The 8771-nt window shown below is 41.8% G+C and carries 4 protein-coding genes; 1 reads left to right on the top strand and 3 read right to left on the bottom strand.

Annotated elements, in window-relative coordinates; translation table 11 throughout:
• The 3 genes from CA598_RS30300 to CA598_RS30310 form a co-directional block, all read right to left on the bottom strand.
• Window positions 1-3803: glycoside hydrolase domain-containing protein (locus CA598_RS30300; RefSeq protein ID WP_143812483.1), on the bottom strand; the 3803-nt coding region annotated here is incomplete at its 3' end.
• A 185-nt stretch (window positions 3804-3988) separates the two neighbouring features.
• The gene (locus CA598_RS30305) at window positions 3989-5704 is read right to left on the bottom strand and encodes a cache domain-containing sensor histidine kinase (protein ID WP_094878900.1); all 1716 of its coding nucleotides are present in this window, start codon (window positions 5702-5704) and stop codon (window positions 3989-3991) included.
• Complete coding sequence (locus CA598_RS30310) at window positions 5701-7272, bottom strand: response regulator transcription factor (protein ID WP_094878901.1); 1572 nt, start codon at window positions 7270-7272, stop codon at window positions 5701-5703. Before CA598_RS30310 ends, CA598_RS30305 begins: the two co-directional genes overlap by 4 nt.
• 246 nt (window positions 7273-7518) lie before the next feature.
• Between CA598_RS30310 and CA598_RS30315 the strand changes: the two genes are divergently transcribed.
• Window positions 7519-8771 (top strand): ABC transporter substrate-binding protein (locus tag CA598_RS30315; RefSeq protein ID WP_094878902.1); only part of this gene is annotated, 1253 nt, incomplete at its 3' end.

Raw genomic sequence — 8771 nt, forward strand, 5'->3', positions numbered from 1 at the left:
CTCGCCGTGATCGTGTTACTGTTCTCGCCAATTTCTCCGTTCTCCGCGAGATTATAGAGCTCAAGCTCATACATAGCGTACATGCCCCATGTCATATAGTTCGCATCATTTATCTGTATTCTCAGCTTTAGAGCATCTCGTACTTCAGGAATACTAGCAAAGGTGTGCTCCATAACGCCGTCATCTTTGCTGCTTTTCCATTGGATCGGTACCCCCTGCGCTATGGTTTCAAAGTTTATTCCGTCTGTAGAAGCCTGAACATCGATATTGGAAATACCCTGGATTAATCCAGATGTCGTAGCCATGACGATGGTGTTAAAGGTTTGCTTTTGATCCCAAGTAAGATTAATTTCATGCGGAAACGGATGTTCGTTATTATAGCCTCGCGAACTTGCGAACATGGTATAAATAATACCGTCAACCATTTTCTTGGCACTATAGTCCTCGCCTTCACGTTCTGCCGTTGCTGTAATCTCAGAATAACTTCTGGCAATATTGGTACCTAGCCCATCCTCATTTCCTTTGAGAAAATTCAACGTGTAGAGCTTTGTAGTCGTCCCGTCGCTTGCGGTAGACCTGATATGAATCACACTTTTTCCGAATGGAATGTCAAAAGTCTGCGCTGTGTTATTGGCGACAGTCTTTCCGTTGACCTGCAAGGTACCCGCTCCGTCCGAAAGCGTTGGCGTAATCGTGATGGTGCTTACATCATTAGGAATCATTACAGGGTAGGTCGTCGTGCTATTGTCAAACTTAAAAGAAGGAACATTAGGGATTATTAAATTACTCAGCGTTCCGTCTGCTATAGGGTTAATCTCTCCGTTATCTGGAAGATTATAAAGCTCAAGTTCATATAAAGCATATATTCCCCAATACGTATTGTTGGCGTCATTGACCCGTATCCTCAGCTTCAGCGCGTCATTAACTGTAGGGATATTAGCATACGTGTATTCCATCTTGTTGTCGTCTGTGCTGCTATGCCATTGAATCGGTACCCTCTTTGCAATGGTGGTCCAATTCGTTCCATCTGAAGTAGCCTCAACATCAATATCCGTTATCCCCTGTAATAACCCTGATGGCGTAGCCATGACAATCGTATTAAAGGTCTTCTGTTGATTCCAAGTAAGATTGATCTCATGCGGGAACGGTACGATGCTCGTATACCCGCTAATACTCGCAAACATGGAACCGTAACTGCCGTCAACCATATTTGAAACACCATAGCCGGTACTGTCTTCCCTGGCAGCTGTTGCTGTAATCGCTGAATAGCTTCTCGCAATATTGGTGGTCGGTTCATTTACATTGCCTTTGAGAAAGTTCAACGTATAGAGTCTCGTGGTTTCCCCATCACTTGCGGTAGAGCGAATAAGGATCTTACTTTTGCCTGTAGGGATGTTGAAGGTAAGCCTCTGACCGCTGCCGTAACGTTGCCCGTTGATATCGAGAGTGCCATTTGCATCTGCAAGCGTTGGCGTTATCGTGATCACGTCTACATCGTTCGGAATAATGGCCTGGTAATTAATATTGTTTTTATTAAAAAGAACCGAAGGCGCGTTAGTCAGGTCCAAACTTTGCAGCGTTCCGTCATAGAGCTCCTGTCCTTCATACATGCTTACTCTGAAGCCGTCAACGAATAGGTTTTTGTTCTCCAGATTCACTACCTTGATCGTATGCTTGCCTGCTGACAAGTTATGATTGCTGTATACCGATATCGAATCGAGTTGAACTTTTTCATATAGGTCTATAATCACTGGCGCGGAATCGTCGATGGATACGGAAATTTTACCAGAGCCTTCATTTTTCTCCGCGATAAGATCGATACCAGCCCCTGTAAAAGTATAGGTCAATTCATCATCCGCTTTTAACGTGCCTTGAACGCCTCCCATATAAGCGTATTTCCGGCTTTTTGCAAACCATTCACCATCAAAAGTGATCTCACCGGTCGCGTTATCGGTCATGTAAGTCATAGGTACATCCTGCCCATCGTAGGGACTAGTTGGCACAGGAATTTCACCCAATGTTTCTCCGGCCGCCGCTTTAACCAGATAATCATGAAGCTTGCTGATATATTCATTATCCAGGGTATATTTTCTCGGATCAGATGGGTTAACAGCGCTATCTACTATACGTTTTGCAAGCCCAGGATTGGTTTGCTTGAGTTGGTGCATCAGTTCGTATTCCTCAAGTCCGTCTCTTTGGGCCTCGTAACGCAGTGAGCTCTTAACCGTCATATGTTCCTTGTCTGGATATACGATCGTAGAATCTCCATAATGAGGGACATACCATACGTTCCATCCCCAATGTAAGTGTCCTTGTACACCGTCTTGACTAAGATTCCAGAATAACAGCCTGCCAGTCAATATGGGCTGCGTCCAGAATCTGTTCAACCACGGAGCCGGATTGGCATCGCAAGTATACACCCACAAGTCTTTGCCTGCCGCCTGCTCTGCTTGATATAGATTTTTCTTATCCTGGAAAACCGGTGTTAATGGGACCCAAACATCCACATAAGGTTTGATGGTTTCGTTCATTAGCGTACCGGCCGCATCAGCGTCCAATGTCTTGAAATCCGGAACGATCTCTTTTATTTTTCTAGCGATATACGTCATATAGTTTGTAATGCTAGCACCATTGGGTTCGTCCTTAGTATGCTGATACCAAGTGAAACCATTAAGCCAACCCTTTTCCTCTAAATGATCGTGCAATGCCGTCAAGTAGTTCGTAAGATAAGCATCTGTAACAGGTAGTGAATCGAATTCGGGTATGGACGTTTTCCACGGATCTTCGGGATTATTATTGTTTGGTCTCTCATTTTGTGGCATTTGTTCTAACGCATGGATCAAGTGAATGTTCGCAAAATGAGTAATTCCTCTATCCATAAAGGTTTGAACATATCTATCGAACAATGACCAATCGATATTCTCCGGTATCCCGTCTTTAAAAGACACCATCTTGGTACCCTTTTCGTTTAATAATAAGTCTGTACGAACCCAAATCATGTTCTGGCGATAGTTGGTCATAGTTTTGGCGAAATTATCCATAAGGTCAAACCACTCATCGCTATACGTATCCACTCCATAATAGTTCTCGCCAACGTCATAACTAGACTGAGTTAAAGGATCATCTACAATCTCAGGTGGATTACCTCCAATCATAAATCCATTCGTCATCGACCATTGATAATTAACGAAATTAGCCTCAGAGGTTGGAGGGATTGCAGCGTTAGCAACTTCAACGTTAATAGGTACTTGATAATCGCCCAACGTCGTTTTCATCGTAACTATACCGGAATAGAGGCCCGGAACAGCATCGGCAGGGACATAATTCGTTATTAAGATGGGCTGAGTTGAATTTGCCGCCACATGTATAGAGGTATCGTTCGAAAGCGGATCGGGAATCTCCGATAAGGGGTAGATTTGCGTGCCTACTAAATCCGGTCGATATTGATTGGGCTGCACGGTATCCTCAAGCACGTATTCTTCAAAATGATAGCTTAAGTTGCTGTTTGAGATCGTATTTCCAGGAGATACAAGATCGGAAAATTCAATTCCTGTAATCTTAAAATCGCTTGCACCTCTTACAGCAATTTGCTCACTTTCGTATTCGTTTTTGGCTGAAACAAGATCAATGCTGTTGTCAGGATTTGCAGGGATCGTGCTGGTCCTATATACGGACTTCAATGCATTAACCACCCACACATCCAGGTTGCTGCTGTCAGCATGGACACTAGGCGCATTGCCCTGGAAAAATGTACTTACTAGAATCATGAAACAGATCATTGTATACATTGCCCGTTTGAACATAGATCAACCATCCTTTCATACTTTAATTAATGTTAGAACACAATTAAAGCGCTCACATTATGCATTATAATCTCAATTGAATTCTTGCTAAATAAGAGTATTTTTTGAAATCTAACAGATTTCGATTGTAAGTAAGAAGAAACGCCTTTGGCGTCCTAATAAGGACGCCAAAGGCGTTTCTGCGATCATGAATCTTCTTCTCTTATGTGACGATACTGCGGTATGCGTACGATAACGGAAGTGCCAATTCCAGGTTGACTATGAATATTGATCCCGTACTCAGATCCAAATAAGAGCTGTAATCTTTCTTGCACATTCTTAATGCCATAGCCGGAACTTTCTTGTTCAAGAATACGCGCGATCATATACGGTCCCATTCCGACACCATTATCCTCCACGACAAAAACAATATCCTCACCGTCGAGACTTGCCCGCAGGATGAGTTTACCTCGCCCCTCCCGCTTCAGATCGATGCCATGCATAATCGCATTTTCAACAATCGGCTGTAAAATCAAATGAATCATTTCAAATTGAAATACCTTGTCGTCGGCATCAAATTCTACGTCAAATCTTGAATTGTGCATAGCTAATTGAATATGTATGTATGCTTGAACGTTGGTCCATTCATCTTGAATCGCAATAATCTGCTTCCCTTTATTTAAAGTCGTTCTGTAATAACTAGAAAGGTTATTTACCAAGTCACTAATTTCTTGAGCATCGATTCGCAGCGCTTTGGAATTAATTAAAGATAAAGAATTATATAGAAAGTGGGGATTGATCTGAGCTTGCAGCGCTTTGAGTTCAGCTGACTTTTGCGTGACTTTTGTTTGATATACTTCCGAAATGAGTTGATTAATTTGTTTAAGCATAGAACCGAAACGATCAGTAAGCTGCCCGATTTCATCTTTGGAATTCGTGGATACAACAACCGTAAGATCACCATCTTCCACCATCTTCATTTTGGTATTTAATTTCTCGATTCCTCTTAACAGCGTCTCTGAGAACAAGAAGATTATGATACTGAGGAAAACCATACAGATGAGTACAATGATACCCGTGGCGCTTAAAATATTGCGAATGCCTGTATTGTATTGATCATCGGAAACCAAATAATGCAGGACCCAATCGGTTTGCGGAATATCTTTGTTTATAACAAGGTAGGATTCGCCACCTAAGCTTGCTTTTGAAGTACCACTCCTTGAAAGGGATTGAAGCTGAACATCATCCATCTGCGGGGCATGCTCTGTTAACACCGGCTGATTCTTTTGATCGGTAATAATGATGCCCCTACCTTCATTCATCTTGCCAATGAAATCACCGAAGATTTTATTGTAATCAAACCGGACGTAAAGTTCAGCGCTCACGATTTGAAGATCGATATCCCGAATCACTCGAGTGGAAAACAATTCTCCATCCTCGAACCACCACTTCGTTGACTCGCTGCTCTTTGTCGCTTCATACCAATCCTTATCCTTAACTGCTGAAGAAGGCGTAATGAAGTTTCCTAATTCAGATTGCCGATTCTCAGAATACAACATAATCTCAGTCATATCCCCAACCATATACATTAAATTAAAAAAAATAGGTTCAATTTTATCATTCAACGTCTTAAATTGAGCGTACAAATCCTGATCTGGATTACTCATCAAATCAAGAAGCGCAGGATGAAATACAATCGATTTCATGGATACATCCTGTCTCTGAAGACGGTAACTAATTTCTAACGCCAGCTTCCTCGCCTCGTTATCCGCGCTTTGCTGAACCTGGCTTTTCAATGAAGCTTTGGAACTTTGATAGGCATACAAGCCCAGTACAATCGTTGGCAGGAAGATAACAATCACATATGAAAGCAATAATTTCTGACGCAGGCGGATATTACGAATAAATTTGAGCAGACTCATCTTCTTCCGCCACCCTCCCGATATTGAATAGGAGTCAGGCCGTTATGCTGCTTAAACATTAAATTAAAATAGGAAGTATTCGCAAATCCAACTGTACTGGCAATATCAACAACTTTAATCGTTGAATCTCGCAGCAGCTCCTTCGCTCGCTCCATACGTACAGCTGTAATATATTTGATTAGGCTTTGACCTGTACTTTTTTTAAACAGGAAACTTAAATAACTTGGCGATAAAAAGACGCGATTCGCTAAATAGTCAACCCCAATATCATTTCCGTACTCCATCTGGATGAGCATCTGTACATCTTCAATTACTTTGCGGCTTTGATCATCTGTATTTGTTTTGATTTGCAGCAAATGCTCCTGAATAACAGATAAAATGACTTGCCTCAACTCAGCAATTGAATTGCAAAGTGCGATTCGCTCCAAACCTTCCTTTAGTAAACTGCTGCTTTTTTTACCTTGAAGCTCTACTACTTTTTTCAATATTTCTGTAAATAAAAGTTTCGCATACATAGAACTAAAGCGCTTACTATTTCTCATACCCGCAATGAGATACTCTATTTGATGCTCGAGTGTACGATATTCATTTCGTGCAATGGAAGTATAAATCTCCTTAAGCATAAGCTCTAACGATTCGTCGTCTATCTGGTCATGAATGCTTTCGGCATCTTTGGAACAAACGATACTTCTATCCATAAAAAACCGAAAATTCATTAACTCTTCCATTTGGGTGAACTCGTTATGAAGCCCCTCTAGCTTATCTACCGGACTACCGACAATAATTAAACATCGCCGATCGAAGCTAGTCTCCAGCCATTCTTTAACCTTTTCTCCATAATTTATAAGCTCTTGCCCGTTAGCACTGTTCTTTGAAGCGGGATCAATAACGACGAGCAGGATGCTTTGGTATTCATTGATATGTAATAAAAGAATCTCATGTTTACTAGTCGATTGAAGAAATTCAAACGCTTCTGTATGATGTTGATCAAAAAAGTGACTTTGCAATCCAATCATAATTAAATACATCCGCTTATTTTCCAGATGATTTAGGCCAGCAAAAGCTGCCCGTTCCTCGTAATGGACGTCACTCTCACGACCTTGAATGAGATCAAACAGGAGCTTTTCTTTCTCATACGCCACTCCTTTATGAAAGCCCTTGATCAGCAACTCGTCCTTCTCTCTCTGAAGTCGTTCGTCATCTAGTATAGCGATTATGGATTGGAATATTTTGAGGAATTCCTTCACATCGATTGGCTTCAACATATAACTAACCGTTCCAAGTTGAATCGCTTTTTGTGCATATTCAAATTCCCCATAAGCACTGTAAATAAGCACCTTAAGGTCCGGTATGACTATCTTTGCCTGCTTGATTAACTCTAGACCGTCCATGAATGGCATGCGAATATCCGTGAATAACAGATCTACATGATGGCCCCTTATATATTCCAGCGCTACTTCCCCATCGTTGGCCTGAGCAACAGAAAAGGGTAGAGCATGCTTCTGAATAAGCCATTCAATCGCATCGATTTCAGCTTGTTGATCATCGACTACTAGAATATGATACATATTTTCCTCCTATCCGTTCATCGGGCGGTATTTACTCGCTTCCAGAGGATACTCACTACAAACCAAAGCATAGCACACTAGGCATTCCTATTCATACCATGTTACATTAACCACATGATTTGGTTTCTATTGTCAGATGGATTCTGTTAGATTTCGAAAAAATCTGTTATTTCGATGGAAATGGCATTTACATTACAATGAAATCTATACCGAAAAACTTATTTTCTAAATTTGGGAGGTCTTTGGATGAAGAGAACGTGGTTAGTTCCCACTACCGCTTTACTCACCTTGTCAATTCTTTTTACAGGCTGCAGTTCGAACAGTACGAACAACAGTAGCGCTAAGGAAAGCGCAACACCAAATAATACAAAGACACTGGAAGAATCAAAGGCTCCAGAAGCGGTAAAGAAAGTAAAGGTCAGATTATCGTATTGGAACAAAGAAGACAGTGTAAAGGCACTTCTGCAATTATTCAAAGATAAACTTCCCGATATAGATGTGGAGTATCAGTTCATCGATAACAAGACTTACGTAGATGTCATCAAGACACAGCTAGCAGCAGGCGAAGGTCCTGACATTATTGGTGGAGTAATCGACGCAAATACCGTCAAGACAGGGTATTTCGAAGATTTAACAGAACGTTATGCCAGCAAGTATTATGAAACCGGTACGTCCACCGCAACATTTGATAATAAACTGTACGGGTTGCCGCAAGCTAGTTGGTTTAACGGGGTTTACTATAATGTTGATCTATTTGCCAAATATGACCTGAAAATACCAACAACACTTGATGAGTACTTCCAAGTAGCAGACGTGCTGAAGAAAAATGGAATTAAACCCCAAGCGATTGGCCTAAAGAATCCTAACGTAGCAGGCCAGTCCTTCCTTGGTTTGGCCCTCAATGATTTTATCGGCACAGCAGAAGGAAAACAATGGAACGATGATTTTGGTAAAGGAAACTCAAAAATGGTCGATGCGCTGGAGCCTGCTTTGACGACATGGACCGAATACTTGAAACACGGTGTCTTCACTAAGGATATGCTTGGACTTGAAGAAGAACAAGCGATTGACGAATTTACAAGCGGCAAGGCGGCGATGTTCCAAGCAGGACCTTGGTATATGGAAACTTTTAAGCAAAAGGCACCTGACATGAAGATTGATATGTTCCCGAACCTGGGTACAAAAGGCGGCCCGGGTTGGATGGTCGGTGGTCCTGGGGTATCGTTTGGTTTGAATGCGAAGTCCAAAGTCAAGGATGCAGCGTACAAGGTGCTTGACCTGTTATCCACACCAGAGGGTCAGAATGCTTACTGGGTTGATAATAAAGGAGGTTCCTCTTTTTTGAAAGGGGTTACTTTTGAAATGCCGGCAGAGTACAACGGTGCTCAAGAAGCTTTCAAGGCGGGTAATGTCATGTACCCTGTTAATAATTGGGGCGTTGCTGGTCCTGCTTTCTCAGATTTAGGAAAAGGTATTCAAGAAATCATAGCAGGTACTAA

Source organism: Paenibacillus sp. VTT E-133291, from assembly GCF_002264395.1.
GTDB classification, from domain to species: Bacteria; Bacillota; Bacilli; order Paenibacillales; family Paenibacillaceae; genus Paenibacillus_AQ; species Paenibacillus_AQ nitricinens.

Excerpts from the sequence above, each read along its gene's own strand:
- CA598_RS30305 (WP_094878900.1), bottom strand. The coding sequence starts at position 5,704 with ATGAGTCTGCTCAAATTTATTCGTAATATCCGCCTGCGTCAGAAATTA.
- CA598_RS30310 (WP_094878901.1), bottom strand. The coding sequence starts at position 7,272 with ATGTATCATATTCTAGTAGTCGATGATCAACAAGCTGAAATCGATGCG.